The organism is Campylobacter showae, from assembly GCF_004803815.1.
Taxonomy (GTDB): Bacteria; Campylobacterota; Campylobacteria; order Campylobacterales; family Campylobacteraceae; genus Campylobacter_A; species Campylobacter_A showae.
The window spans coordinates 1,516,849-1,541,981 of record NZ_CP012544.1 but is presented as its reverse complement, the minus strand read 5'-3'; the positions used below and the strand labels follow the sequence as shown (position 1 = coordinate 1,541,981).

The following is a 25,133-nucleotide window of genomic DNA, read 5'->3' as shown; positions in this document are numbered from 1 at the left end:
TTGACGTTACAAGATATACATAGGTTTTCGGAGTTAAGATACAAGGCTAGAGCCTATATATGCTATCTTTTTAGTAAAAATTTGCCAAACAGGCTGCCGGGGGTAAACGCCGAGTCGATAAAAAGCGGCTTTGATAAAATGGCGCACGAGATAGAGGGCTTTGACGCGTTTTACGTGCTTGACGCAAACGGCGTGCAAATAGGCGACGCCGTGAGCTTAAATGAAAAATACAAAGCCGGCGGCGGCGAAAACTGTAGCAATAAGTCTTATTATTACACCGCGGTTCGCGAGAAGCGCTGCGTACTAAGCGACCCGTACCCGTCCTCGCTCACGGGCGAGCTGTGCGTAACGGCGTCCACTCCGATATATGACGACAAAGGCGAGCTAAAATTCGTCGCGTGTATCGACGTTTCGCTAGAAAATATCCTAACCATCGTCTCCCACGGCAAGCTAGAGAGCTACTTCGGTAAATTTCTTAAGGTCGTTTACGCCGCATTTTCGGTCGCGCTTTTTACCATAGCCTTGTTTTTGTTCGCCGACGCGCTCAAGGGGCTTTTGGCTAATGATCTTTTAAATATCGAAGTAGAAAAGATGTTTGAGCACACGATCGTGCTGACGCTGGCGCTTGCGATCTTTGATCTGGTTAAAGCGATATTTGAAGAAGAGGTGCTGGGTAAAAGCAAGCGCAATGAAGATATGGAAAACAAAACGATGATTAGATTTATCGGGTCGATCATCATCGCGCTTGCTATCGAGGCGCTGATGCTCGTGTTTAAATTTGCCATCACGGCGCCCGATCACATCATAAACGCGATCTATCTCATCGGCGGCGTTGCGATATTGATGATCGCGCTTAGCATCTATCTTTTTGCTACCAAGCAAAGGAGCTCGCATTGATCGGCATCATCGACTACGGCGCGGGAAATTTAAGAAGCGTTTTAAACGCGTTTGAGAGTTTAAATTTAAAGGCGAAACTCGTCGGTCGCGGCGAGGAACTGGGTAAATTTGACAAGATTATTTTGCCTGGCGTCGGAGCTTTTGGCGAAGCGATGGATAAGCTAAAAGATAGAAATTTTATCCCCGCGATAAAAGAAGCCGTAGCCTGCGGAAAGCCGTTTTTGGGCATTTGTCTTGGTATGCAGCTACTTTTTGAGCAAAGCGAGGAGTTTGGCGTAAATGAGGGCCTTGGACTCGTAAAAGGACGAGTTGTTAAATTTGACCCGTCTAAATTTGACGCTCCGCTAAAGGTGCCTCACACGGGGTGGAATACGATAAATTTTACCAAACAAACGCCGATAAATAAGGATCTGGCGGCTAGCGAGTATTTATACTTCGTGCACTCTTATCACGTAGTTTGCGGGGACGATGCGGCGCTTGGCTTTAGCGAATACGGCTATAAATTCGTAAGCGCGGTGTGCAAAGATAACATTTTCGGTTTTCAGCCGCACCCCGAAAAGAGCCATGAAACGGGGCTAAAAATTTTACGAAATTTCGGAGAGATGTGATGGAAATTTTCCCTGCGATAGATTTGAAAGAGGGCAAGGCTGTTCGGCTTTTTAAAGGCGAGATGAGTAGCGCCAAAATCTACTCGGACGCACCGTGGGAGCTAGCCAAAAGGTTTGAATATATGGGCGCAAAGTGGCTTCATGTCGTCGATCTTGACGGGGCGTTTGCGGGTGAAGCGGTAAATCTAAAAACTGTAGAAAAGATCGCAAAAGCCGCAAATTTGCAAATCCAAATCGGCGGCGGGATACGCGACGAAGCGCGCATCAAAAGCTACCTTGATAGCGGTATAACGCGCGTTATCTTGGGTTCGGTAGCGCTAAAAGATCCCAATTTTACTAAAGAAATGGCACAAAAATACCGCGTCGCCGTCGGCATAGATGCCAAAGACGGCTTCGTCGCCGTGCAGGGCTGGGCGGAGGTGTCGCAGATGAGGGCAACCGAGCTAGCGACTAAATTTGCCGGAGCCGGAGTCGAAGCGGTAATCTGCACCGACATCTCAAAAGACGGCACTCTTAGCGGCGTGAATGTGGAATTTACATCGCAAATCGCAAAGGCAAGCGGTATAAATACGATCGCAAGCGGCGGCGTAAAAGATATCTCCGATATTGAGGCGCTTATGCGCGCGGGAGACGTCTACGGAGCTATCGTAGGCAAGGCGTACTACGAGGGGACGCTTGATCTAAAAGAGGCCTTTAAACTGGGTCGCTAAAATTTTAAAGTAAATTTAAATATAAAATTTGCTAGAATTGGATATTTTTTAAAAAAGGATACGATTGTGAAAATACTAGTAGTCGACGACAGCTCTACTATGAGAAGAATCATAAAAAACACCCTACAAAGGCTCGGGCATCAGGAAATTTTAGAGGCCGAGCACGGAGCCGAAGCGTGGCAAATTTTAGGCCAACATAGCGATATAAACGTGCTTATCACCGACTGGAATATGCCTGAGATGAACGGCCTTGAACTCGTAAAAAAAGTCCGCGCCGAGGCAAAATACGTCGATATGCCTATCATCATGGTAACGACCGAGGGCGGTAAGGCCGAAGTCATAACCGCGCTAAAAGCAGGCGTCAATAACTACATCGTAAAGCCGTTTACGCCGCAAGTTTTAAAAGAAAAACTTGAAGACGTTTTGGGCTAAAAGAGCGTAAATTTTGAAAGATAAATTTTACGAGCTTGAAGTTCTTTGCTCGCAGGAGCTTCGCGAGCTTTTCGAAGATCTAGTTTTTTCTTTGGGCGTTACTTGCACGCAGGAGACTACGGGCGGGTTTATCATCCGAGACGAAGACGAGCTAGACGAAGTGGAATTTGGCCTGCAAGAATACGCAAAATCTCTACAAAATGCGCTCGGCCGCGAGATCGAATTTAAGATAACAAAAAGCCAAAAAGAAAATAAAGACTGGCTAAACGAATACAAAAAAAACGTAAGACCGATAGAGATCGGTAAATTTTACATTCACCCAAGCTGGGAAGAGTCTAAAGACGGGTTTGAAAATATCATCATCGACCCCGCTCTTGCCTTTGGTTCGGGTCACCACGAGAGTACGAGCGCTTGCATAGAGTATCTGCAAAAATATGCCGCAAACGGTATGAGTGCGCTTGATGTAGGCTGCGGAAGCGGAATACTAAGCATCGCCCTAGCAAAGCTAGGATGCGTCACGGATGCCTGCGATACGGACGAGCAAGCAGTGCAAAGCTCGCATAAAAACGCCGAGCTAAACGGAGTTAAATTTAATCAAATTTGGACCGGTTCGGTGGCGAATTTGGATAAAAAATACGACGTCGTCGTCGCAAACATAATCGCCGACGTGATACTAATGCTAAAAAATGATCTGATAAATTTGCTAAAAGAGAGATCATATCTTGTTTTAGCAGGCGTTTTGGATAAATACGAAACGCGAATTTTAGAGGCTTTTTCGTCGCTCAAACTGGTAGAAAATCAAACCAAAAACGAGTGGAAAAGCTTCGTATTTCAAAAAGCGTAAAATAATTTAAGGAAGATAATGGATAATAGAAAAAACGATGATAAAAATTTAAATAATGGTGGAAATAATTTTTTTAATAAAAATCCGATTTTGATTTTCGCCATTTTTGCTATCATAATAGTGGTGGCATTTCGCGGGCTCGGAGGCGGCGAGATGGACGGTACGCTACTAGGACAGAGCGCGGCCGGCTCAAAAAGTACCTCGTACTCCGAGATAAAAGAGATGATAAAAAACAAGCAAGTAGCGCAGGTGGGCATCTCCGAAACCTCGATAAAAGCCGTGGATAACGGCGGCAGAACATACTTTGCCAAAAGAGTAAACGACCCAACGCTAGTGCCGATTTTGGAGGAGCAAAAGATCCCTTATGGAGCGTATAGCGAGACGAACTGGTTTACCGAAATGCTCTTTTCGTGGGTGCTTCCTATTTTTATTTTCTTTGGAATTTGGATGTTTTTGGCTAGCCGCATGCAGCGAAACATGGGCGGCGGTATCCTTGGAATGGGAAGCTCTAAAAAGCTAGTAAACTCGGAAAAACCGAAGGTTAAATTTGCCGACGTAGCAGGCGTACAGGAAGCAAAAGAAGAAGTTAAAGAGATTGTGGATTTTCTAAAGCATCCGGATAGATATATAAATTTGGGCGCCAAAATCCCAAAAGGCGTGCTTTTAGTTGGACCTCCGGGTACGGGTAAAACCCTACTTGCAAAGGCCGTCGCGGGCGAAGCGGACGTGCCGTTTTTCTCGGTTTCGGGATCAAGCTTTATCGAGATGTTCGTCGGCGTGGGCGCTAGTCGCGTGAGAGATCTTTTTGAAAATGCGAAAAAAGAAGCCCCGGCGATCGTCTTTATAGACGAGATCGACGCTATCGGCAAAAGTCGCGCAGCTAGCGGAATGATCGGCGGAAACGACGAGCGCGAGCAAACGCTAAACCAGCTTCTAGCCGAGATGGACGGCTTTAGCTCGGATGCGTCGCCGGTTATCGTACTTGCCGCGACGAACCGTCCAGAGGTGCTTGACGCCGCGCTTTTAAGGCCGGGTAGATTTGACAGGCAGGTGCTCGTCGATAAGCCTGATTTTAAAGGCAGGATCGAAATTTTACGCGTACATATAAAAGATATTAAGCTAGATCATAGCGTTAGTATCGAGGATATCGCGCGCATGACGGCGGGCCTTGCGGGAGCGGATCTAGCCAACATCATAAACGAAGCCGCGCTACTAGCGGGCAGAAAAGAAAAAGGCAAAGTCGAGCAGGCTGATTTGCTCGAGGCCGTTGAGAGAGCGATCGCTGGTCTTGAGAAAAAATCTCGCCGCATAAATCCGAAAGAAAAGCGCATCGTGGCCTATCACGAGAGCGGACACGCACTCATAGCAGAGACCACCAAAGGCGCAAACAGAGTCACCAAAGTATCGATAATACCGCGCGGGCTTGCGGCACTGGGATACACGCTCCATACGCCTGAAGAGAATAAATTTATGATGCAGCGTCACGAGCTTATGGCCGAAGTAGACGTGCTTCTAGCCGGACGCGCGGCGGAAGAGGTCTTTATAAAAGAGATTTCAACCGGTGCGGGCAACGACCTAGAGCGCGCGACCGATATACTTCGCTCGATGATCTCGATATACGGCATGAGTGATATCGCTGGACTTATGGTGCTTGAAAAGCGCCGCAGTACTTTCCTGGCCGGCGGTCAGGCCGATAGAGACTATAGTGACAGGACGGCGGAAAAGGTAGATGAATTTATTAAAACCACGCTTGATGAGCGCTATAAACACGTGCTTGAGACGCTGCGAACCTACGGCGATGCGATAGAAAAGATGGTTGAGGCGCTTTACGAAGAGGAAACTATCGAGGGAGCGAAGGTTAGAGAGATTATCGCAAACTATGAAAAAGAGCGCGGGATGCCTAGCAGGCTCGTAAATTTAGAAGAAAACAAAGAGGAACAAGCGTAAAGATATGCAAAACATCGGGCTAATCGCAAAACAGGGCTACAAATACGTCTTCGTTTTAGGGCTTTTGCTTTTGCTTGCGCTGGTTTTGGGCGTATGTCAAATTTTATTTTTCGCGCTTTTTGCGCTTTGCGTATTTTGGTTTAGAAACCCGGAGCGAGCGCTAGGTAGCGACGATGCGTACGCCGTGCTTAGCCCGATCGACGGTAAGATAAAAAGCATAGATAAAATTTACTATTTTGATACTCAGTGTGTAGCCATAACTATCCGTAAGGGCGTGTTTGACGCAGGTGCGCTCAGGGCTCCTTGCGATATGGAGCTTTTGGAATTCAGGCGGAGGCACGGCCTGTTTTTGTGCAACGCTATGGAGCCTTCTAAAAATTTAAACGAACGAGCCTTGTTCGTATGTAAAAATTTAGATAATAAATTTGCGATCCGCGTCATCGCCGGATCTCTTAGTAAGGGTATTTCTTTTGAAAATTTTAGCCGTCTAAAGACGGGCAGGAGATTTGGCTTTTTAGGTAGCGGCGAGGTGGTTCTGATACTACCCGCAAATACGAGAATAAGCGTTAGCGTTGGCGAAAAAGTGGCAAGCGCGGGCATTTTAGGGTTTTTTAGCTACGAGGAAAAAGATGCAAGACAATCAGCATAAACTTCAGTTAATGTATATTTTGCCGAATTTATTCACGGCGGCTTCGGCCTTTTTGGGTATCATCAGTATCATCGCTTCCGTCCGCGGCTACATCGCGGCCAGCGCAGGACTAGTCGAGGAGGCTAACGGCTACTTTTTTAAGGCTATTATTTACATCGTTTTGTCTCTTTTTCTGGACGGACTTGATGGGCGAGTAGCGAGGCTAACCAAAACTACGTCAAAATTCGGCGTGGAGTTTGACAGTCTTGCCGATATTATAGCTTTCGGCGTCGCGCCCGCGATGCTTTTTTACTTTACGGTCGGACACAGCTTTGGGCGTTTGGGTTCGCTAGTCGCTGCACTGTTTGTAGTTTTTGGTGCTATTAGACTTGCTCGGTTTAACGTAATGACCGGCACCTACGAGCCGTCTGTTTTTATCGGCCTTCCGATACCAACGGCGGCCATTGTGTCTGCATTTTGGGTTGGGCTGAGCTTGGAGTATGATTTTACTAGAAGTGCCGAGTGGTTTTTGCTGTTTTTGCAAATTTTGCTTTCCGTTTTGATGGTAAGCAACATCCGCTACCCTAGCTTTAAAAAAATCGATCTAAAAAAAGCCCATTTTTTACGCATATTAGTCGGCCTTACGGTCGCGTTTTCGGTTATTTATATCTACCCGATCGAGGCGGTTACGGCTTTAATGAGCGTTTATGTTTCTTACGGTATAATCCGCTATGTTTTTATGAGATGTAAAAACAAAAAAAACCAAAAGGAGAGCGAATGAACGGCAACGTCAAATTTAACGCATTTTTCTCTCTACTTCTGCTGCTGCGCTAAGCAGCGACTCTTTCACACCCTAATAATAAAAATTTAACCACACAAACAAAAACCCCAAAAAGGATAAAAAATGAACAATGATAAAATAATAATATTTGATACGACTTTACGAGACGGCGAGCAAAGCCCCGGCGCATCAATGAATACCGAGGAGAAAATCCGTATCGCGCGCCAGCTAGAGCGCCTAAACGTAGACGTTATGGAGGTTGGTTTTGCTGCGGCTAGTAGGGGCGATTTCGATGCGATACATCAGATCGCCAAGCAAGCCTCAAACGCCTCTATCTGTTCGCTCGCCCGTGCCGTGGACGGCGATATAAAGGCTGCGGGCGAAGCTATAGCTCCGGCAAAAAATAGGCGCATCCACACCTTTATCGCTACGAGCCCGATCCATATGGAGTTTAAGCTAAAAATGTCTCCAGATGAAGTGATTAGGCGTGCCGTGCGAGCCGTGGAATACGCTAAAACCTTCTGCGATGACGTCGAGTTTAGCTGCGAGGACGCGTGCAGGAGCGAGATGAGCTTTTTAAAAGAAATTTGCGACGCCGCTATAAACGCCGGAGCAAAAACGATCAACATCCCAGACACCGTGGGGTATCTATATCCCGAGGAGATTACCGCTCGCATAGGAGAAATGGTTAAATTTATAAACGGTCGCGCAGTCGTTTCCGTGCATAATCACAACGACCTAGGCCTAGCTACGGCAAACTCGCTAGCTGCGATAAAAGCGGGCGCCAGGCAGGTAGAGTGCACGCTAAACGGCATCGGCGAGCGTGCCGGAAATGCCGCGCTTGAAGAGATTGTGATGGCGATAAAGACGCGCAGCGACGTATTCGCGCCGCTTTACACGGACATAGTTTATAAAGAAATTTATCCCAGCTCGCGCCTACTAGCGGGTATCATCGGCATCGAGCCGCAGCCAAACAAAGCCATCGTCGGCAAAAACGCCTTCGCTCACGAAAGCGGCATCCACCAAGACGGCGTGTTAAAACATAAAGAAACCTACGAAATCATCAGCGCCGAGAGCATCGGACTGGATAAAAACTCGCTGATACTAGGCAAACACTCGGGTCGCCACGCCTTTAAAGATAAGCTAGTAAGCCTTGGTTTTGAGCTCGAAGATAGCGCGCTAAACGAGGCGTTTGAGAAATTTAAGGCGCTAGCGGATAAGAAAAAAGAGGTCTTTGACGACGACTTGCGCGCGCTAGTTACGAGCGAGATCATCAAGATCCCCGAAGTTTTCGAGTTCTTGACGCTCACGCAAAGCAGCTGCAACAAAGGCCTAAGCAGCGCGGCGATCACGCTTCGTCACGCAGACGAGATCAAGAGCGATGCGGCGCTTGGCAACGGTACGGCAGACGCGATATTTAAAGTCATCGACCGTCTAAGCGGCATAAACGGCGTACTAAAAGACTATAAGGTAAACGCCGTTTCGCAAGGCAAAGACGCGCTGGCAAACGTAGTAGTAAAGGTCGAATTTAACGGCAAAACCGTCATCGGACACGGACTTGATATCGACACGATGACGGCGAGCGCCAAAGCGTATGTAGGCGCGCTAAACAGCTACGTTAAAATAAGCGCTACAAAGTAAAATTTAAGCGATTTGACCGCGTCACTTAGCAAATTTAAGGCTCGGATTCGGGCCTTAAATTTCTAAATTTAGCCTTTAAATTCGGCCGTAAATTTTGAAGTAAATTTGACCGGGTTTTGGGTAAACAAAAATACAAAACTCAAATTTAAGCTCCCTCGCATTTACCGTCACGCCTTTAAAATTTGCTATAATCAAGCCAAATTTTTCAAAGGAGAAAATATGAAAAAAATCGCGTTTTTGTTGATGATTATCGGGGCGTTTGCGTTTGCTAAAAGCGAGGAAGCGCCGCAAAAATCAGAACCAAAACAGCTTGAGATGGTGCTTATCTTAGATAAATCAGGCTCGATGAGCGGGCTTGAAAGCGATACTATCGGCGGCTTTAACTCGATGATCGACAAGCAAAAAGAAGCAGGCGTGGACGCCAAGGTGACGACGGTGCTTTTTGATACGAATTTTAAAACTCTGCACGATAGAGCCGATATCAAAAAGGTCGAGAAGCTAACAAACAAAGACTATGTCGCGGGCGGCAATACCGCGCTACTAGACGCGGTCGGCGATACGATAAACAAAATCTCAAAAGTCGAGGACATCTACGCCAAAAACAGAGCCGTGCTTTTCGTGATCGTAACCGACGGACAGGAAAACTCGAGCAAGGAGTACTCAAAGGCGCAGATAAAAAAGATGATAAGCGATAAGCAGGAAAAATACGACTGGGAGTTTATATTTTTGGGAGCGAATATCGATGCGGTTAGCGAGGCGCAGAGCTTAGGTATAAAGGGCACGAACGCGGTGAAATACAAAAACAGCAGTGAGGGCGTGCAGAAAAACTTCGAGGCTGCGGCCGAGATGTCTAAAGATATGGCGATGGATAAAAAATCAAGCTCAAAATGGCGCGAAAAGGTGCTTAAGGATAAGTAAAATTTGGCTTTAGGCGCGGCTTAGTGCCGTGCTTAAATTTGCGGTTGTTTTTTAAATAGCTAGTCATAGCGCAAAGCGTATCAGGGCGATCAAATTTGACGAGGTGAGTTATTTTTGCTTCTCGTCAAATTTAACAAAACCGCTTCGCTTCGGTGCTATTAATCTATAAAAATTATTCGGGCGACTTTGCGACGAGTTTATCGCCGTATCGCCCAAATAAACTACTTTTTCAGCTTCTCGTAATCAATCATAAAATCAACGAATTTGCTTTTAAAATTTGGATCTTTTATCAGTCCGTATTGTATCGTCGCAGCTTCGATATTATCGATCTCTTGGTATAGGTGTCCAAGCGCCACGCGGCTTTCCATCGCATTTGGATCGGTAAGCTTAGATAGCTCCAAAAGCGCGGTTGCGTTTTGCGGGTGGTTTGAGCCGATGGCGGCTACGGCAGCTAGAAATAGCGTGCCCGCGTCGTTTATCTTAAATTCGTCGATTATGCGGTTGTAGATCTGATAGCTCTCTTCAAAATCATTCGTGAAAATGTCGATATAAGCTAGCGTCTGGAGCAAATCGGTGTTATTGGCGCCTTGTTTTAGTAGCGCTTTTATTTTCTCGCGTTCGTAGTTTAGTAGACCCGAGATTTGCAAAAGCTTTATGTATTGCTCTTTGATGATGTTTGCGCCGTGGTAAAACGCCGCGTCGTTTAGCCGTTTGTCGTGGAAGTAAATTTGGATTTGCTCGACGTATTTTTTGATGCCTTCATCCTTATAGTTTGCGATAAAATCAAGGATATTCGCCACGATATCTTCAGGCAGCTTGGCCTTTAAAATTTGCGTTTTTTTAGCAAACTCCTCGCCCTTGTCGGTCATCTTTGCGATTATCGCGTCAAAGGCTAAATTTAGCGCGCTCTCTTCCTTATCTTCTTCTAGCCAGCGCATTAAAGCGCCGCTGTTATTTGCTATGAGCGCCATTAGAGCTTGGCTAACCGGTGCGTCTTTCGAGCTTGAGTCGTGGTCGAGATTTTCAGAGATCTCTTGTAGTAGCTTAGTATTATCCACTGCGTTTATGTCGTTTGCGATAGCGCCCAGTACGCCTGCTAGGTGATTTGTCGGGTCTAGGTGATAGCTCGTGATAAAGTGTTTCGCCGCCATGCTAAAGTTGCCCAGCTGCGCGTAGCTAAGTGCCAGATCGTAGTGTAAAACCGAGTGTTCGGGATATAGCGAGATGAGCGAGGCGAACTGCGCGTTAGCCTGCTTTAGCTTGTAGTTTAGGGCGTTTGCGATGGCTGATGAGAGCTCTAAATTTACCTTTGAGAGAGCGCCGCTAGCGTTTAGGTAGTTTCCCGCTGCGCTTGCATCGTCCAAAAATAGGCTAACTCCGCCTTTTCTTATGTAGTTTATCGTTTGGTTCGGGTCAAAAACTTTATAAGGCGCGAAGTAAAATAGCGTCTCGTAGCGTTTGGTTTTGTCGAAAAACAGGTCGTTTCTAAAGTGCGCCTGAGCTAAATTTACGTCGAAAAGCTCTGGTTTTAGGATCGTTTTGATCGGGAAATTCGCATTTAAAAATAGCGGATCCTCGTGAAAAACAGCTTTTATTTCATTGGTCGCAGCTTCAAAATTGCCGTCTTTTAGGTTGATGATGGCTATCATCGAGTTTATTTTATTTGAGTCGCCGCCTTTGTTGAGTGCTAAATTTAGTCTGTTTCTGGCCTTTTCATATTGCCCGAGCCTTGCGTAGAGCATACCCAGAGCTAGATCTGCGTCAAATTCTTTTTGGGCTTCGAGCTTTTTTATCGCTTCGGCATCGTCGCCGATAAAGCTTAAAATTTTAGCCGCTAGGTAGTCGTAGCGATCTTTATAGTAGCCGTTTTCGGCGTGCGAGAGGGCCGCTAGGGCCTCGACGTATTGGCCTTTATAGTAGTTTATGAGCGCGTAGTAGTAGTTGTATAGCGGAGAGTCTGCTTCTTTATATAAAAACGAGCTTGCGAGATTTATGTAGTAGTTAAAATTTTGCTCGTTTTTTAGCTCCAGTGAGCTGACTGCGGCATTTATGGCGCTAACGGCGACGTTTTCATTATTGTCGATAGCTTTTTTAAAGCTTTTTAGCGCGTCTTCAAATTTGCCCTGCCTCATCTGCGAAACGCCGAGATTATAGTTTGAGAGGCTTTGGTTATAAACTGCGATGTTTTCGTAGATTTTCAGCGCCTCAAATTTATTGCCCTTTTCGTAGAGTAAATTTGCCTTAGCGATCATGTCGTCGATCTTTGAGCTGCCGAATTTTTGCGACTCGTAGTGCTCCTCGATATCTTTTACGATCTGTTTTTCGTCTATCGGCGGCTTTTTCTCGCCTCTAAAAACGAAAAACAAAACTACGGCCAAGATGATGACGAGCGCGCCCGCCGATCCTCCGATGATAAAAAGCTTTTTCTTGCTTTTTTTAGCCTCTTCTTGCGCGTCTGCGGTTTGTTCGGGAACTACTGGTTCTAGCTCGTCGAGCGAAACCAGCTCGTCGCTTTCGCCACCTTCTTGTTCTTCCGGTCGGGGCTCTTTGTCGCTTAGCTGGGTTTCGGCCTCTTCGAGGATTACTACGTTTTCATCGTTGTTTTGCGCCACTACATGTACCTTTTAAGAACTTCCGGGATCTCGATGCTGCCGTCTGCTTTTTGGTAGTTTTCCATTATTGCTATGAGAGTCCTACCTACGGCTAGGCTCGAGCCGTTTAGGGTGTTTACCAGAGCGTTTTTCTTGCCGTCTTTGTAGCGGATTTTAGCCCTGCGCGCTTGGAAGTCGCGGGTATTTGACACCGAGCTTATCTCGCGGTATTTGTTTTGCCCCGGTAGCCAGACCTCGAGGTCTATCGTCTTTGCCGCGCTAAAGCCAAGGTCTCCGCTGCAAAGCAACATGTGGCGGTGCGGCAATCCAAGGCTCGTTAGTAAGTCGCTGGCGCACGCTACCATCTCGTCTAGCATCTGTGCGCTAAGCTCTGGAGTCGTGATGGCTACGAGCTCGACCTTTTCAAACTGATGTTGGCGTATCATGCCGCGCGTGTCGCGTCCGGCGGAGCCCGCTTCTTTACGGAAGCACGCCGAGTAGCAAGTCATCTTTATCGGTAAGCTCTCTACGGGTAAAATTTCGTCATTATAAAGATTCGTCACCGGCACCTCACTAGTAGGGATTAGATACAGGTCCTCGCCCTGAGCCTTATATAGATCGTCTTCAAATTTAGGCAACTGTCCGGTGCCGTAAAGCGTGTTTGCATTTACCAAAAACGGTACGTTAACCAGTTCAAAGCCGCGCGCGTTGTTAAAGTCGATCATGTAGTTAACTAGCGCTCTTGATAGGCGCGCTCCCATGCCCTTTAGCACGCAAAAGCGCGAGCCTGATAGCTTAACGCCGCGCTCGAAATCAAGCCAGCCTAAGCTCTCGCCAAGCTCCCAGTGCTCCTTTGGCGCGAAGTCAAATTTGGTAGGCTCAAGCACCGTTTTTACGCAGACGTTATCGTCCTCGTCCTTGCCAAACGGCACGTCGTCATCGGTAATATTAGGCACGCAGCTTGCGATGTTTTCTAGCTTTTCCTCGTATGCGCGCACGATTTCTGCGGCATCTCCCATCGCTGCTTTGTTTAAATTTAGCTCGTTTTTTAGCTCGTCGGTGTTCTCGCCGTTTCTAGCCTTTATGCCTAGCTCTTTGCTCTTAGCATTTTGGATCGCTTGGAAATTTTCTAGGGCTTGACGTTTGGCTTTTAGCTCGTTAAATGTTGTCAAAAGCTCGTTTAAAACCTCGGGCTTTACGTTTTTGCCTTGTAATTTTTTTACGAACTCGTCGTAGCGAGTGTCGAGTAGTTTTAAATTTATCATGTCCTCTCCTTAAACCATAAACATAACTTTAGCAAGTATCACGATGATCGCCGCAGCCACAAACGCAAACGGATGAATGTTGCCCAGCGGGCTAGGGCGCTTTAGTATAAATTTGCACGCGAGATTGGTCGCTACCGCCGCAAATATCAGCATCGCTAAAATAACCTTTATCATCAACACGGTTTGTAAATTTGACGCGAAATATCCGCCCGCCTTCGAGCCAACCCAGCTGCTCATCATCATGCCGCCCGTTAAAATCAAAATCAGCACGCAAAGCGACATAATCTTTATCGCGACGCTTGAGATAGCCTGCTGCGCTTTTTGCGCTATATCTGCGGGCAGTTTCTTTTTGGCTCTTGAAAAAATAATCACGTCGAAAAATAAAAATCCGACGAAAATGATAGCGCAGATAAGATGAATAAGATGCGCGTAAGGGTAGATTGCTTGCACTTTTTTCCTTTAAATTTATTTATAGATGCCGGTTGCGGCGCGTATTTTTTCCATTATCGGAGCCGCTACGGCTCGCGCTCTTTTCGCGCCTTCGTTTAAAATTTCATCCACTTCGCCAGCGTGATTTAGATAATAATCAAATTTCTCTCTCGCATCCGCAAAATAGCCCCAAACCAGCTCGTTTAGATACATCTTAAAGTGTCCGTGTCCCTCGCCGCCGCGCTCATATCTAGCCTGCAAGTCGCGCTGTCCGTCCTCGTCTAGGAATAATTTAGCGATATTATAGACGTTGCAGTTTTGCCACTGCTTAGGCGCTTCAAGCGGCTCGGAGGTCGTCACGATGCTTGAAATTTGCTTTTTTAGCTCTTTAGTGCTGGCGAAAATATCTATCGTGTTGCCGTAGCTTTTGCTCATTTTCGCGCCGTCGGTGCCCGGCACGGTAGCTACGTTTTCATCGACTTTGTACTCCGGCAGGACGAAGATATCGCCGTGCTCGTTGTTAAATTTGATCGCGATGTCGCGTGCGATCTCGACGTGCTGGATCTGATCCTTGCCCACTGGTACGACCTGCGCGCCGTATAGCAGGATATCTGCCGCCATCAAAACGGGATAACTAAAAAGCCCGTGATGCGAGGTAAGACCCTTTGCGACCTTGTCCTTGTAGCTGTGAGCGCGCTCTAGCAGGCCCATCGGGGTGTATTGGCTCAGTATCCAGTAGAGCTCTAAAACCTCTTTTACGTCGCTTTGTACCCAAAATACGCTCTTTTGCGGATCGATACCCAGCGACAAAAACGCGCTCGCCGCCTCATAAGTGTTTTGTTTTAGCTTCCCCGCGTCGGCGACCGAGGTCATCGCGTGGTAGTTTGCGATAAACATAAACATCTCGCTTTGCCCCTGCGCCTCAACCATTTGTTTGATCGAGGCGAAGTAGTTGCCTAGGTGTAGTTTGCCACTTGGTTGCAAACCCGTTAGTACTCTCAAATTTTATCCTTTTTTGCGGCTTATCTTTTTTCGCTTTACTTTGTTAGATTTTGCTTTGCTTCACTGCGACGCACGACAAGTGCGCCTCATTCGCAAAGCAAAATCTGCCGCGTCTAGCGAAAAAATATCGCGCCTTATTTTTTGTTTTTATAAAATTTGCACGGCTATTTGACGATATTGCCGCTTATTTTTGTTGTATTAAACTTTTGAAATCCATCAAATTTGAACTTAAATTTTAGCTCACTTAAGATTTGACATTCGCTACTCAAATTTCAGCGATACAAACCACTCCGAATTTTCACGCCGATACAGCCAAACGCTTTCGCATTAAATTTAAACCGCTCAAATTTAAAAAAGAAATTTAAAACCACAAATTTTAAAATTTACGCTTAAATTTTAACCAAAATTTTACTTAGTCCTTTTTCTTGATTTTAGTTGCGCCTCGATCTCTTTCGCGACTTGCTCCAGCTCTTTGCCCTCGACGTCGATTATGAGATCGGCGACGCTTTTATACATCTTTTTTCTCTCGTCAAAAAGCTTTTTTGCTGCGTTTAGATCGCGCAAAAGCGGGCGCTTGGCATAGTGCATCTGCGCTTCGCCGCTCTCGTCTATGCGCTTTAAAATCGCCTCGAAACTTGATTTTAGATAGATGATTTTACCGATTTTTTTAAGGCCTTTAACCTTTGCAAAGCCGCCGCCTGCCGCTATCACCGAGGATTTTACGTTTTTAGCCAGCTTTTTAGCGAGTTTTGCCTCGCATTTTCTAAAATACTCCTCGCCTTTTTTCTCGAAAATTTCTCGTACTTTTAAATTTTGCTCGCTTTCGATCAGCTCGTCGGTATCCAAAAACAGTTTGCCCATTTTTTTTGCGATGTGCCTTGCCACCGTGCCTTTGCCCACGCCCATAAAGCCGATAAAAACTAAATTTTTACTCACTTCTTCCCTCGTTTTCCTCGTCCGAGCCGCTACGATTTTTCGGTATCAGCACGATAGGAGTGCCGGATAGATCAAATTTTTCGCGCAGTTTGTTTGTCAGGTAGCGCTTGTAGCTAAAGTGCAGGGCGCGCGGACGGTTCATCACGAGTGCGATTTTTGGCGGCGCGAAACCAAACTGCACTGCGTAGTAAATTTTCACGCTCTTACCCTTTTCGCGCGGTATAGGATGCGCTTTTACCGCCTCTTCGATAGCTTCGTTTAGCCTTGCGGTTTGGATTTTTTGCGTGTAGTTTTTATAAACTTCTAATATCAGCGGGTAAATTTTATGCACCCTTTTGCCGCCGAGCGCGCTCACGCTGATGATAGGCGCGTAGGCGAGAAATTTAAATTTATCCCTGATCTCGCGGCTAAATTTATCAAAATCTTCCTCGCTTTTGTCCCATTTGTTTAGCACGATGATGACGCCCAGCTCAAATTTAGCCGCAAGGCCCGCGATACGCTCGTCAAGCTCGGTTAGCGGCTCGGAGCTATCAAGCACCAAAAGCGCGATGTCGGCTAGCTCTAGCGCGGACTCTGTGCGGTTTAGCGCGTATCTTTCGATGCCTTCTATCTTGCCGCGTTTTCTGATACCCGCGGTATCGACGAACTCAAAAACTCTATCCTCATAGACGAAAGTCTCGTTTACCGGGTCTATCGTCGTGCCGGCTATGTCGCTCACGACCGCGCGGGACTCTTTTACTAGCGCGTTTAGAAGCGAGCTTTTGCCGACGTTTACGCGTCCTATGATGCCTACTTGGATATTTTTGCGTTCATAATCCTCGCGAGCCGACATCTCCCTAACCACCTCGCCGTCGTCGCCGAAATTTTCTAAAAACTCGTCCAGATCTTCACCTACGTCGGGGCGAATCTCGTCTTTTAGCTGTTTATAGATCCAGTCCGCTAGCTCGTCTATGCCTGCGTTATGGCTAACCGAGATGGCAAAGCTCGTTTTTGCGCCGAAATTTGCAAACTCGTAGCTTCGCAGCTCGTCTTTTTTGCTGTCTATTTTGTTGATTACGAGCGCGGTCGGTAAATTTAGCTTTAAAAGCGCGTAGTATAGGGCTTTGTCCTCGTCACTAGGCATCATTTTGCCATCGACCATAAAGATGATCGCATCCGAGCTTCTAGCTTCGGCTAGGGTTTTTGCCTTGACGTTTTTAAAGAGCTCGCTACTATCGTCGAGTCCGCCGCTGTCGATCAAAACGCAGCTTCTATCGTAAATTTCTATAATCGTTTTGTTCGTATCTCGCGTCGTACCGCTAACGTCGCTGGTGATGGCTATACGTCTGCCGGCTAGGCGGTTAAAGAGCGAGCTTTTGCCGACGTTTGGCTTGCCGACTAAAATTATCTTTTGCAAAATTTTCCCTTAAAAATCCCGTTATATTTACGGCGAAGTTCGCCGCGTTAAATCCCAATTATACAAATTTTTTGCTTACATTGTTTATAAATTTAAGCCGTTTTGCATTACAATACGCCTAAATTTAAAGGAAAAATTTTGTTTCGTAGATACGTTTTGCACCATTTGGGCGCTTATTATATGATCATCGCGTGTATGTTTTTTGCTGCCGTCGGAGGCTTTGCGAAAGTTTTGAGCGAGCAGATGTCAAGCATCGAGGTTGTGTTTTTTAGAAACGCCGTCGGCCTTGCTATCGTGCTTTACGCCATTTACAAAAGGCCGCCGACGCATCAAAAAGGCGGGCAGTTTTGGGTGCTGATGTTTCGCGGTTTTATCGGCACGGTCGCGCTTTTTGCTCTTTTTTACAACATCGCTCACATAAATTTAGGCGCTGCCTATACTTTTCAAAAAACCAGCCCCATTTTCACGGCGATTTTTGCGGCGATTTTCTTAAAAGAAGCGCTTAGCAAAAAGGGTTGGGGCGCGATATTTCTGGGCTTTATCGGGATACTTTTTATCATCCAGCCAAATTTAGGTATCAGTAAAACTGACTGGCTGGGTCTTTGGAGCGGCGTAGGGGCTGCGCTGGCGATGCTTAGCGTGCGTTCGCTGCGCAAAAGCTACGACACGAGTGTTATCGTGCTTAGCTTTATGGCGTGGGGAACGGCGCTGCCGATGCTGCTGATGGGCGCTGCCGAGTGGGTCAAATTTGAGCCTTTAGATTTTTTACTAGCGCCCTTTACCGTGCCCGATTTTAAAGGCATAATTTTAATCGCGCTAATGGGGCTTGCGGGTTATTTTTTCCAGTTTTATATGACGAAGGCGTATGCGGCGAGCAAAAAGGCGGGCTCGGTAGCCGCGATAAGCTATATGGATGTCGTATTTTCGCTCGTCATCGGCTTTTTTATGGGCGATACGCTGCCTAATGCGGCGGCGTTTTTTGGTATAATGCTGGTCGTTATCAGCGGAATAATCGTAGCAAGGGAGAGATGATGATACTAATAGCGGGGCCTTGCGTCATCGAGAGCGAGCAGCTCGTTTTTGACGTGGCAAAAAGGCTAGTTAAATTTAACGAAGATAAGCGGATAGATTTTTATTTCAAATCAAGCTTTGACAAGGCAAATCGCACGAGTATAAGCTCGTTTCGCGGGCCTGGACTTGAAAAAGGGTGCGAAATTTTAGCTAAGGTAAAAAAGGAATTTGGTTTTAAAATTTTAACCGATATCCACGAGAGCTACCAGGCCGCACCCGTAGGCGAAGTAGCCGACGTGCTGCAAATCCCCGCGTTTTTATGTCGCCAGACAGATTTGCTCGTGGCTGCGGCTAAGACAAAAGCGGTGGTAAATATCAAAAAGGGGCAGTTTTTAGCAGCATCTGCGATGAAGCACTCGGTCAAAAAAGTGCTAGAAACGCGCGGCGTAAAGGGCGACGGATACGAGATTGCTAAACAAAACGGCGTGTGGCTAACCGAGCGAGGTAGTACCTTTGGCTATGGAAATTTAGTCGTAGATATGCGAAATTTGGTGCTGATGAGAGAATTTGCGCCCGTGATTTTCGACGCTACTCATAGCGTGCAGATGCCGTCGGCTTTGGGTGAGAAAAGCGGCGGAGACGCGAAATTTGTGCCTTATCTAGCGCGAGCTGCGGCAGCTGCCGGCGTGGACGGATTTTTCTACGAGACGCACGTAAATCCTTGCGAGGCGCTTTGCGACGGGCCGAATATGCTAAATTTGGACGAACTGGACGCAAATATCGCTCAAATTTTTAAGATAAAAGAAGCCCTAGGCGATGCAAACTAAGGGCTTTTTGTGGGTGCTAGGCGGCGCGGTCGCCGAGTGCGGCTGGGCGTACGGGCTAAAACATGCATCAAGCGCGCCAGAGATCGCGCTCACTGCGATGCTCGTTTGCGTTAGCTTTACGTCCTTTATCATGGCGATGAAATACTTGCCCATTAGTATCACATACACCGTGTTTGTGGGGCTTGGGGCGTTTTTCGTCGTGATCGCCGAGATTGTGAGCGAATTTCGCGCAAGCGGCCAGACGCCGGATTTATTGCGGCTATTTTTCATAGCGACGCTGATCGTGGGCGTGCTGGGGCTAAAAAGGCTAAAATCTTGACGCATGTTTTGGCTCTTTTGGCGGCTGGGTTCTGCGAGGTCTCGGGCGTATTTTTTCTAACCAAATTTCAAAAAAGCTTCGGCGTGAAAAAGGCGGCGAATTTTTTGATTTTAGTCGCAAATTTTGCCATTTCGCTTTGGCTTTTGAGCTACGCGATGCAGGCGATGCCGATGTCGGTGGCGTACGCGATCTGGACGGGCATCGGAGCGGTCGGAGCCGTGGGTATCGGGATAGTGTTTGATAAAGAAAAAATGAGCGTGCAAAAGGCGTTTTATCTATCGCTAATAACGCTAAGCGCGGTAATGTTAAAAATAATCTAAAAGGAGAAACCATGAAAATAATCGAAGGAAATTTGGCTTTAAGAGGCGGCGAGAAGATTGCCATAGTGGGCGCTAGGTTTAACCACATTATCACCGATAGGCTGGTCGAGGGCGCGAGGGACGCATTTTTGCGCCACGGCGGAGACGAGAAAAATTTGAGCTTGATTTTAGTGCCGGGCGCGTTTGAGATACCTATGGCGCTTGAAAAGGCTCTAGCTAGCGGTAAATTTGACGCTATTTGCTGCGTGGGAGCGGTGATACGCGGCTCTACACCACACTTTGACTACGTGAGCGCCGAGACGACCAAAGGCATCGCAAACGTGACGCTAAAATACGGCAAGCCGGTGACATTTGGCGTACTAACGGTAGATAGCATCGAGCAAGCCATCGAGCGAGCAGGCTCAAAGGCTGGAAATAAGGGCTTTGAGGCGATGACGGGCGTGATCGAGATGCTAAGCTTATATAAAAATTTGGAGGCGTAAAATGGCGACTCGTCATCAGGTCAGGCAGGCCGTCGTTTCGCTACTCTACGCGCGCGAAATGGGTAGCTGCAGCGAGGAGTTCGTCGAGGAGTTTTTAGAAGAAAAAAAGATCCGAAACGACCAGCGAAGCCTTGCGCTCTCGCTTTTTCACGGTATTTTGGAGCACGAAGATGAGCTTGACGCACTACTAAACGCGCGCCTAAAAGAGTGGAAGATAAACGAGATCGGCAGCATCGAGCGCGCCGTGCTTAGGCTGGGGGCGTACGAGATGAAATTTACCCCGACCGATAAAGCCGTCATCATAAACGAGGGCATCGAGCTCGGCAAAGAGCTGGGCGGCGACTCGGCGCCGAAATTTATAAATGGCGTGCTAGACGCGCTAAAGGCTGATCTGTGAAGCTCTGCGTCGCGCTTGATATGAGCTCAAAACAGCAGTGCTTGCAGCTAGCGGAGGGACTTGCGGACTTTTCGGATAAAATTTGGCTTAAAGTGGGCTTGCGAGCCTATTTGCGCGATGGAGCGGGCTTTATCGAGGAGCTAAAAAAGCTCGGGGATTTTAAAATTTTCCTCGATCTAAAGCTCTACGACATCCCAAACACGATGGCCGATGCTGCCGAGGAGATCGCTAAGCTCGGCGTCGATATGATAAATGTGCACGCAAGTAGCGGCAAGCGCGCGATGGCTACGGTGATGGAGCGGCTGAATAAGCTAGCTTCGCGTCCGTTGGTGCTAGCGGTTTCTGCGCTAACTAGCTTTGACGAGACCGAATTTAGCGCGGTTTACGATCAAAATTTAAGCGATGCCGTGCGAAAATTTAGCGTGATGAGCTACGAAGCGGGGCTTGACGGCATGGTCTGCTCGGCATTCGAGAGCCGCCTGATAAAGGACGCTACGAGCGCAAATTTCATCACTCTCTGCCCTGGCGTAAGGCCGTTTGGCGAGAGTGCGGTAGATCAAAAGCGAGTGGCGGATCTGGACGTCGCGCGCAAGGCGGGGGCTGATTTTATCGTTGTAGGTCGGCCAATATATCAGGCACAAAACCCGCGCGAAATTTGCGAGCGGATTTTAGGGCAAATTTAACGCTTGGTTTGCCTAAAATTTGACGCGAAATTATTTTAAACAGTGTTCCTGCGCGCGAGAATTTTAATTAACTCATCGCGCAAGGACAGCTCGGGCGGCGACTGAGCGCAGTAGCGAGATAAAATTTAGCAAGCTTCGCGGCGCAGGAATGAAATTTAAAATTTCATTCAAAGCGGCGAATTTGGCGGAGCTCAAAAGAAATTTGAGGTAAATTTGAGCGATTTTAGGAAAATACCCTATGTCGGCGAGGCGACCGAGGCGGATCTACTGGCGCTCGGCTACGAGGATATCGCTTCGTTAAAGGGCGCGGATCCAGACGAGATGTTTGAACGCACAAAGGCGCTCGGGCGCGGCAGCGACAGGTGCATCCTCTACGTTTATCGCATGGTTTGCTACTACGCCAGCACGCCGCACCCAAACAAAGCCAAGCTAAAATGGTGGCTTTGGAAGGATTAAATTTTAAAATTTGACCCGCGGCGAGTCTTTAAAATTGAGTAGTTTTGCGCGGCTACTTTTTCTGCGCGAGAGCGGCAGGCTCAAAAACGCAAATTTAAGCAAGATATCAGCGGTATTTAATTATAATGCGGTTTCTTTTTTGTGGACAGATGGGTGAGTGGCCGAAACCACACCCCTGCTAAGGGTGCAGCTTCTAACCGGGGCTCGAGGGTTCAAATCCCTCTCTGTCCGCCACTACTTCAAGCAGTATACAGAAAACCCCAGTGAGCTACGGCAACAAAAAGAAACTACCAGCAGTGTTTTTGTTGATATTTTCTCTGACTATCCAATAAAAACAGTCAAAATTTACACATCCAATCAGCCAAAATGATATACAATGCCCAAAATATTAGCACGGATCAGTAATCCAAGTTAAAGATAAACCGTATTTTGTAAGCGGTAGTGACAATCTACCATTAAAATAATGTCTAATGGCAGTAAATTTTATCTACGAGTTTTGCAGTAAAGTAGTGAATAAGCCCAAAGGAATTATTATAGCAAGTAGGCGAAATAAGCCTAGCCAAAGCTACGGAGAGGCGCGACGAGCTAAAGCGATACTTTGAATTTCAGACGGTGGATCTTGTAATATGTATAAAGTATTGCAAGCTATTTAAGTCTGTAAAATCAAGCTAAATTTAAACTTGCAGATACTTTTTATTCTATGCCATTTTGGGCGGTTTTGCGCGTAAATTTGGATTTTAAAAATATTAAAAAATAAAATTTGCACTAGAAGCGAAATCAAAATAAGCTAATTTTTTTATCCAAATTTAGCTTTGCAAGGGTATTGCAAGTTAAATTTCTAAAATCGGACCGCATTTCAAATAAATAGATTGATATTAAAAAAGCGAAAACCGTTATTTTGCTACTTTTGTTTTTGTCGATATGAAAATTTAATGAGCGGCTTAGTCTCTGGCATCTATAAACTTGTGTTTGCGCGATAAAATTTACCGCAAAAGTAAGCCGCCCGTTTTTTTATTTATTTTTTGTGCTACGTAAAAGCTCCATCTTCATCTCGTAGTAGTCCACGCTCATATCGACGTAGTGTTTGTGCGGGTTTTCGAAGCGCTGCTCCTCCTGCCAAATTTCATTTTCTAGCTGCTCTTTTACGTACTCTCTGATTTGCGCTAAATTCGGCTTTTCGCCCACGCGTTTGCCGTCTTTTACGACTAGATTTTGCAGCTGTCGCGCCGTGCAGCCTTCAAAATACAGCTCCTTCCACGGCCTATCGGGATCTATGTAGCGGTAGGGTTTTGAGAGATCGGGCGTTTCGTCCGCGTTCGTGATTAGATCGGCGACGGCTTGACCGCCTTTATATATGCGCCAGACCTTTTTTAGACCCGGGTTAGTCATCTTTTCTACGGCCTCCGAGACCTTTATGCGAGGGCTAAAAATGCCTTTATTCTCGACTGCGACTAGTTTATAGACTCCGCCGAAAACCGGATCGCTTTTTGACGTTATCAGGCGCTCGCCCACGCCAAAGCCGTCTATGCGTCCGCCTTGGGTTAAAATCGAGGCGATGGTGTATTCATCCAGGCTGTTTGAGACGATGATTTTGCAGTCTTGTAGCCCCGCCGCATCTAGCATCGCGCGCGTTTTTTTAGATAGATACGCTAGGTCGCCCGAGTCTAGCCTAACGGCTTTTAGGCGCTTACCCATGGGTTCAAGTACTTCTTTTGCCGTTTTTATCGCATTTGGCACGCCGCTATGCAGCACGTCGTAGGTATCTACGAGCAGCGAAGCGGAGTCCGGATAGAGCAGGGCGTAGCGCTTAAAAGCTTCAAATTCGTCGCCGAAATACATCACCCAGCTGTGCGCCATCGTGCCAGTCGTCGGTATGCCAAAAGCCTTGGCCGCTAGTACCGTTGCCGTGCCGTCCGCTCCGCCGATGTAGGCTGCTCTGGCGCCGTAGATCGCAGCGTCTAGGTTGTGCGCGCGTCTAGCGCCGAAGTCAAACACGCTCCTGCCGTCCGCGGCCTTTATGATGCGCCTAGCCTTGGTCGCGATGAGGCTTTGATGGTTTATCTGCGATAGGATCGCAGTTTCTATGAGCTGTGCGTCGATAGGCGAGGCCACGACAGTCATAAACGGCTCTTGCGGATAGATGATCGTACCCTCGGCAAATGCGTATATATCGCCTTTAAAGCGAAATTTGCGCAGATAGTCCAAAAAATCCTCGCTAAATAAATTTAACGAGCGCAGATACGCCACGTCGCTATCGTCAAAGTGTAAATTTTCCACATACTCAATGATTTGCTCAAGTCCCGCAAATATCGCAAAACCGCCGCCGTCTGGCACCTTGCGGTAAAAAACATCGAACGCCACGCGCGGCTGATCTCCGCTTTTCAAATACCCCTCCGCCATCGTAAGTTCGTAAAGATCCATCACCATGCTGACATTTCTCGCGTCAAACTGCGTCATTTTTGCCCTTTCTCGTTAAAATTTGATAATGATATAACCCCGCGGCTTGCGAGACGCTGAAATTTAGCGGAATGATTTTAAACAAATATATTATTTAATCTCATAATATTATCACTTTTTATCGGTTTTTAAGCTCGTTTAGCATATAGTTTTAAATATTTTATTTAAAGAAAATTTTTTATATTATCTTTATATTTTAAATTACGTTTTTTGATTTTGGGGTAAATAAAATTTGAAAATTTAGGAGGATTTTATGAAGCAAGCCTTGCTTTTAAGCAGCTCAAGTTACAAGGACACGGGCTATCTTAAGCACTGCAAAAACTGGATATACGACTTTTTAAAAGAGTGCGAGGTTTGGGACGAGCAGGTGCTTTTCATCCCGTACGCCGGAGTTCGCCGCACGAACGACGAGTATGAGCAAAAGGTCATCGACTGCCTGGAGTACAAAAATATCGCGTCCATCCATAAATTTAGCGATCCAAAACGCGCCGTAGCCGAGGCTAAAGCCATCTGCATCGGCGGCGGAAACACCTTTGCGCTACTTTACTATCTTTATAAATTTGATTTAGTCGAAGCTATCAGGCAAAGAGTGGAGGCGGGATTGCCGTATTTTGGCTGGAGTGCGGGCGCAAACGTCGCGGGAAGCACGATGATGACCACAAACGATATGCCTATCATAATGCCAAAGAGCTTTGATTCGCTAAATATCTTCCCGCATCAGATAAATCCGCATTTTATCAGCGGCAAGATCGCCGGACATAACGGCGAAAGCAGGGAGGAGAGGCTGGAGGAGTTTTTGATAGTAAATCAAAAAAGCCTGATCTACGCGCTGCCTGAAGGCACGGCTCTAAGGATAAAAGGCGAAAATGCGACCGTGATGGGCATGGAAAACAGCCCGGTTTTAAAAATGGCGTACCAAAAAGAAACCGAGCTCATAAAGGTCGGAGATAGCTTTAAATTTTAGTTGTTTTCGGTTCGCGGCTCAAATTTCAAATTTGAAACGGTTTTAGAAAAGCTTTCAAATTTGGATTTGGCATCGATCGGCGACAAAAATAAAAAGATTAAATTTGACTCAAATTTAGCGTGCAAAACCCAAGCGGCGCAAATTTGATCTAAATTTGAAATAAGTATAAAACACAAAACGAAAGGGGACAAA

27 protein-coding genes and 1 tRNA gene are annotated in these 25,133 nt (G+C 46.7%); 20 read left to right on the top strand and 8 right to left on the bottom strand.

The window, feature by feature from the left end:
• The 10 genes from CSHOW_RS07595 (at nt 1) to CSHOW_RS07550 (ending at nt 9,406) form a co-directional block, all read left to right on the top strand.
• Nucleotides 1-897 (top strand): PDC sensor domain-containing protein, encoded by an 897-nt coding sequence (locus tag CSHOW_RS07595; protein WP_002949843.1) that lies wholly within the window; start codon nt 1-3, stop codon nt 895-897.
• Nucleotides 894-1,505 carry an imidazole glycerol phosphate synthase subunit HisH gene (hisH, locus tag CSHOW_RS07590; protein ID WP_002949842.1) on the top strand — a complete coding sequence of 204 codons (612 nt, stop codon included), beginning with the start codon at nt 894-896 and terminating at the stop codon, nt 1,503-1,505. The genes CSHOW_RS07595 and hisH overlap by 4 nt, the downstream gene beginning before the upstream one ends.
• Nucleotides 1,505-2,215 carry a 1-(5-phosphoribosyl)-5-[(5-phosphoribosylamino)methylideneamino]imidazole-4-carboxamide isomerase gene (gene hisA, locus CSHOW_RS07585; RefSeq protein ID WP_002949841.1) on the top strand — a complete coding sequence of 237 codons (711 nt, stop codon included), beginning with the start codon at nt 1,505-1,507 and terminating at the stop codon, nt 2,213-2,215. Before hisH ends, hisA begins: the two co-directional genes overlap by 1 nt.
• A gap of 66 nt (nt 2,216-2,281) precedes the next feature.
• Entirely contained in the window at nt 2,282-2,647 is a 366-nt protein-coding gene (locus tag CSHOW_RS07580; RefSeq protein WP_002949840.1) for a chemotaxis response regulator CheY, read from the top strand.
• A 13-nt stretch (nt 2,648-2,660) separates the two neighbouring features.
• Nucleotides 2,661-3,491 carry a 50S ribosomal protein L11 methyltransferase gene (locus CSHOW_RS07575; protein ID WP_002949838.1) on the top strand — a complete coding sequence of 277 codons (831 nt, stop codon included), beginning with the start codon at nt 2,661-2,663 and terminating at the stop codon, nt 3,489-3,491.
• Between the two features lie 18 nt (nt 3,492-3,509).
• Complete coding sequence (gene ftsH, locus CSHOW_RS07570; protein ID WP_002949836.1) at nt 3,510-5,438, top strand: ATP-dependent zinc metalloprotease FtsH; 1,929 nt, start codon at nt 3,510-3,512, stop codon at nt 5,436-5,438.
• Nucleotides 5,439-5,442: 4 nt separating this feature from the next.
• The gene (locus tag CSHOW_RS07565) at nt 5,443-6,087 is read left to right on the top strand and encodes a phosphatidylserine decarboxylase (protein WP_002949835.1); all 645 of its coding nucleotides are present in this window, start codon (nt 5,443-5,445) and stop codon (nt 6,085-6,087) included.
• Entirely contained in the window at nt 6,068-6,847 is a 780-nt protein-coding gene (gene pssA / locus CSHOW_RS07560) for a CDP-diacylglycerol--serine O-phosphatidyltransferase (protein ID WP_002949832.1), read from the top strand. Before CSHOW_RS07565 ends, pssA begins: the two co-directional genes overlap by 20 nt.
• Before the next feature lie 123 nt (nt 6,848-6,970).
• Nucleotides 6,971-8,488: a 2-isopropylmalate synthase gene (locus tag CSHOW_RS07555; protein ID WP_002949830.1), complete on the top strand. Its 1,518-nt coding sequence runs from the start codon at nt 6,971-6,973 to the stop codon at nt 8,486-8,488.
• Nucleotides 8,489-8,707: 219 nt separating this feature from the next.
• Complete coding sequence (locus tag CSHOW_RS07550; protein WP_039895467.1) at nt 8,708-9,406, top strand: vWA domain-containing protein; 699 nt, start codon at nt 8,708-8,710, stop codon at nt 9,404-9,406.
• Nucleotides 9,407-9,627: 221 nt separating this feature from the next.
• On the opposite strand, the gene CSHOW_RS07545 is transcribed toward CSHOW_RS07550, so the two are convergent.
• The 6 genes from CSHOW_RS07545 to der form a co-directional block, all read right to left on the bottom strand.
• Nucleotides 9,628-12,018 (bottom strand): tetratricopeptide repeat protein, encoded by a 2,391-nt coding sequence (locus CSHOW_RS07545; RefSeq protein WP_002949828.1) that lies wholly within the window; start codon nt 12,016-12,018, stop codon nt 9,628-9,630.
• Nucleotides 12,018-13,262 (bottom strand): serine--tRNA ligase, encoded by a 1,245-nt coding sequence (gene serS, locus CSHOW_RS07540; RefSeq protein WP_002949827.1) that lies wholly within the window; start codon nt 13,260-13,262, stop codon nt 12,018-12,020. Before serS ends, CSHOW_RS07545 begins: the two co-directional genes overlap by 1 nt.
• Before the next feature lie 9 nt (nt 13,263-13,271).
• The gene (locus tag CSHOW_RS07535) at nt 13,272-13,712 is read right to left on the bottom strand and encodes a hypothetical protein (RefSeq protein ID WP_002949826.1); all 441 of its coding nucleotides are present in this window, start codon (nt 13,710-13,712) and stop codon (nt 13,272-13,274) included.
• A 15-nt stretch (nt 13,713-13,727) separates the two neighbouring features.
• The gene (gene trpS / locus CSHOW_RS07530) at nt 13,728-14,693 is read right to left on the bottom strand and encodes a tryptophan--tRNA ligase (RefSeq protein ID WP_002949825.1); all 966 of its coding nucleotides are present in this window, start codon (nt 14,691-14,693) and stop codon (nt 13,728-13,730) included.
• Nucleotides 14,694-15,101: 408 nt separating this feature from the next.
• Nucleotides 15,102-15,629, bottom strand: coding sequence for a shikimate kinase (locus CSHOW_RS07525; protein WP_002949822.1), 528 nt, complete (start codon nt 15,627-15,629; stop codon nt 15,102-15,104).
• The gene (der, locus tag CSHOW_RS07520; protein WP_002949821.1) at nt 15,622-17,025 is read right to left on the bottom strand and encodes a ribosome biogenesis GTPase Der; all 1,404 of its coding nucleotides are present in this window, start codon (nt 17,023-17,025) and stop codon (nt 15,622-15,624) included. The genes CSHOW_RS07525 and der overlap by 8 nt, the downstream gene beginning before the upstream one ends.
• A 102-nt stretch (nt 17,026-17,127) precedes the next feature.
• Between der and CSHOW_RS07515 the strand changes: the two genes are divergently transcribed.
• The 9 genes from CSHOW_RS07515 to CSHOW_RS07475 all read left to right on the top strand — a co-directional run bounded on the left by CSHOW_RS07515 (nt 17,128) and on the right by CSHOW_RS07475 (nt 21,754).
• Entirely contained in the window at nt 17,128-18,057 is a 930-nt protein-coding gene (locus CSHOW_RS07515; protein ID WP_002949820.1) for a DMT family transporter, read from the top strand.
• Entirely contained in the window at nt 18,057-18,863 is an 807-nt protein-coding gene (gene kdsA / locus CSHOW_RS07510; protein ID WP_002949809.1) for a 3-deoxy-8-phosphooctulonate synthase, read from the top strand. Before CSHOW_RS07515 ends, kdsA begins: the two co-directional genes overlap by 1 nt.
• Nucleotides 18,853-19,182 (top strand): DMT family transporter, encoded by a 330-nt coding sequence (locus CSHOW_RS07505; protein ID WP_002949808.1) that lies wholly within the window; start codon nt 18,853-18,855, stop codon nt 19,180-19,182. The genes kdsA and CSHOW_RS07505 overlap by 11 nt, the downstream gene beginning before the upstream one ends.
• Nucleotides 19,179-19,502, top strand: a complete 324-nt coding sequence (locus CSHOW_RS07500; RefSeq protein ID WP_002949807.1) for a DMT family transporter — start codon at nt 19,179-19,181, stop codon at nt 19,500-19,502. Before CSHOW_RS07505 ends, CSHOW_RS07500 begins: the two co-directional genes overlap by 4 nt.
• A gap of 11 nt (nt 19,503-19,513) precedes the next feature.
• Nucleotides 19,514-19,984 (top strand): 6,7-dimethyl-8-ribityllumazine synthase, encoded by a 471-nt coding sequence (gene ribH / locus CSHOW_RS07495; protein WP_002949806.1) that lies wholly within the window; start codon nt 19,514-19,516, stop codon nt 19,982-19,984.
• 1 nt (nt 19,985) lies between these two features.
• Nucleotides 19,986-20,381, top strand: coding sequence for a transcription antitermination factor NusB (nusB, locus tag CSHOW_RS07490; RefSeq protein ID WP_002949804.1), 396 nt, complete (start codon nt 19,986-19,988; stop codon nt 20,379-20,381).
• Complete coding sequence (pyrF, locus tag CSHOW_RS07485; RefSeq protein WP_002949802.1) at nt 20,378-21,064, top strand: orotidine-5'-phosphate decarboxylase; 687 nt, start codon at nt 20,378-20,380, stop codon at nt 21,062-21,064. The genes nusB and pyrF overlap by 4 nt, the downstream gene beginning before the upstream one ends.
• A 213-nt stretch (nt 21,065-21,277) precedes the next feature.
• Nucleotides 21,278-21,520 (top strand): helix-hairpin-helix domain-containing protein, encoded by a 243-nt coding sequence (locus CSHOW_RS07480; RefSeq protein WP_002949799.1) that lies wholly within the window; start codon nt 21,278-21,280, stop codon nt 21,518-21,520.
• A 143-nt stretch (nt 21,521-21,663) separates the two neighbouring features.
• Nucleotides 21,664-21,754 (top strand) — tRNA-Ser (locus tag CSHOW_RS07475).
• Between the two features lie 777 nt (nt 21,755-22,531).
• On the opposite strand, the gene CSHOW_RS07470 is transcribed toward CSHOW_RS07475, so the two are convergent.
• Nucleotides 22,532-23,977, bottom strand: coding sequence for a nicotinate phosphoribosyltransferase (locus tag CSHOW_RS07470; protein ID WP_002949796.1), 1,446 nt, complete (start codon nt 23,975-23,977; stop codon nt 22,532-22,534).
• A gap of 253 nt (nt 23,978-24,230) precedes the next feature.
• On the opposite strand from CSHOW_RS07470, the gene pepE reads away from it, so the two are divergent.
• Nucleotides 24,231-24,941 carry a dipeptidase PepE gene (pepE, locus tag CSHOW_RS07465; protein WP_002949794.1) on the top strand — a complete coding sequence of 237 codons (711 nt, stop codon included), beginning with the start codon at nt 24,231-24,233 and terminating at the stop codon, nt 24,939-24,941.
• Here the strand turns inward: pepE and CSHOW_RS07460 are convergent.
• Nucleotides 24,938-25,132 carry a hypothetical protein gene (locus CSHOW_RS07460; RefSeq protein ID WP_002949792.1) on the bottom strand — a complete coding sequence of 65 codons (195 nt, stop codon included), beginning with the start codon at nt 25,130-25,132 and terminating at the stop codon, nt 24,938-24,940. The two genes, pepE and CSHOW_RS07460, sit on opposite strands and share 4 nt — an antisense overlap.
• Nucleotide 25,133: the final 1 nt, after the last annotated feature.

What these genes read in the sequence shown, in the direction of transcription:
- hisA (WP_002949841.1), top strand. Translation starts at nt 1,505, where the DNA reads ATGGAAATTTTCCCTGCGATAGATTTGAAAGAGGGCAAGGCTGTTCGG.
- ftsH (WP_002949836.1), top strand. Translation starts at nt 3,510, where the DNA reads ATGGATAATAGAAAAAACGATGATAAAAATTTAAATAATGGTGGAAAT.
- CSHOW_RS07565 (WP_002949835.1), top strand. Translation starts at nt 5,443, where the DNA reads ATGCAAAACATCGGGCTAATCGCAAAACAGGGCTACAAATACGTCTTC.
- pssA (WP_002949832.1), top strand. Translation starts at nt 6,068, where the DNA reads ATGCAAGACAATCAGCATAAACTTCAGTTAATGTATATTTTGCCGAAT.
- CSHOW_RS07555 (WP_002949830.1), top strand. Translation starts at nt 6,971, where the DNA reads ATGAACAATGATAAAATAATAATATTTGATACGACTTTACGAGACGGC.
- CSHOW_RS07550 (WP_039895467.1), top strand. Translation starts at nt 8,708, where the DNA reads ATGAAAAAAATCGCGTTTTTGTTGATGATTATCGGGGCGTTTGCGTTT.
- serS (WP_002949827.1), bottom strand. Translation starts at nt 13,262, where the DNA reads ATGATAAATTTAAAACTACTCGACACTCGCTACGACGAGTTCGTAAAA.
- kdsA (WP_002949809.1), top strand. Translation starts at nt 18,057, where the DNA reads ATGATACTAATAGCGGGGCCTTGCGTCATCGAGAGCGAGCAGCTCGTT.
- CSHOW_RS07505 (WP_002949808.1), top strand. Translation starts at nt 18,853, where the DNA reads ATGCAAACTAAGGGCTTTTTGTGGGTGCTAGGCGGCGCGGTCGCCGAG.
- ribH (WP_002949806.1), top strand. Translation starts at nt 19,514, where the DNA reads ATGAAAATAATCGAAGGAAATTTGGCTTTAAGAGGCGGCGAGAAGATT.
- nusB (WP_002949804.1), top strand. Translation starts at nt 19,986, where the DNA reads ATGGCGACTCGTCATCAGGTCAGGCAGGCCGTCGTTTCGCTACTCTAC.
- CSHOW_RS07470 (WP_002949796.1), bottom strand. Translation starts at nt 23,977, where the DNA reads ATGACGCAGTTTGACGCGAGAAATGTCAGCATGGTGATGGATCTTTAC.
- pepE (WP_002949794.1), top strand. Translation starts at nt 24,231, where the DNA reads ATGAAGCAAGCCTTGCTTTTAAGCAGCTCAAGTTACAAGGACACGGGC.